The sequence below is a fragment of the Cytobacillus sp. Bac17 genome (assembly GCF_024519925.1).
Lineage (GTDB): Bacteria > Bacillota > Bacilli > Bacillales > Cytobacillaceae > Cytobacillus > Cytobacillus pseudoceanisediminis.
On sequence record NZ_JALJRC010000124.1, the window covers coordinates 1 to 335 of the forward strand.

Below are 335 nucleotides of genomic sequence, written 5' to 3' on the forward strand. Positions count from 1 at the left end.
GGAGCTGAATCAATATGAAGATTGAAAAAAGGAGAAAGAAGAAAAAAAAGGGGAGGGAGGAAGGGAAGAAAAAAGGGGAAGAGGAAGCTAAGAAAAAGGAAAAGAAGGAAGAAGGAAGAGGGAAAGGAGAAAGGGGAAGAGGGAGGGAGGAGAGGGGAAGAAGAAGAGGAGAAAAGGAAGGAAGGGAGGGAGGAAAGAAGAGGAAGAAGAGGAAGGAAGAGAGGGGAAAGGAAAGAAAGAGAAGGGGAGAAGAGAAGGAGAGAGGAAGAGGGGGGGAATTGAAAGTAAGGAAGAGATTGAAAAGAAAGGTGAAAAGTTTTATGAAAATAAAAATA

The 335-nt window shown here is 42.7% G+C and carries 1 protein-coding gene; it reads left to right on the top strand.

Annotated features, from left to right (window positions below; all coding sequences use genetic code 11):
• Positions 1–14: 14 nt before the first annotated feature.
• A partial coding sequence (locus NR125_RS30375; RefSeq protein ID WP_256816907.1) for a hypothetical protein occupies positions 15–335 on the top strand: 321 nt, incomplete at its 3' end.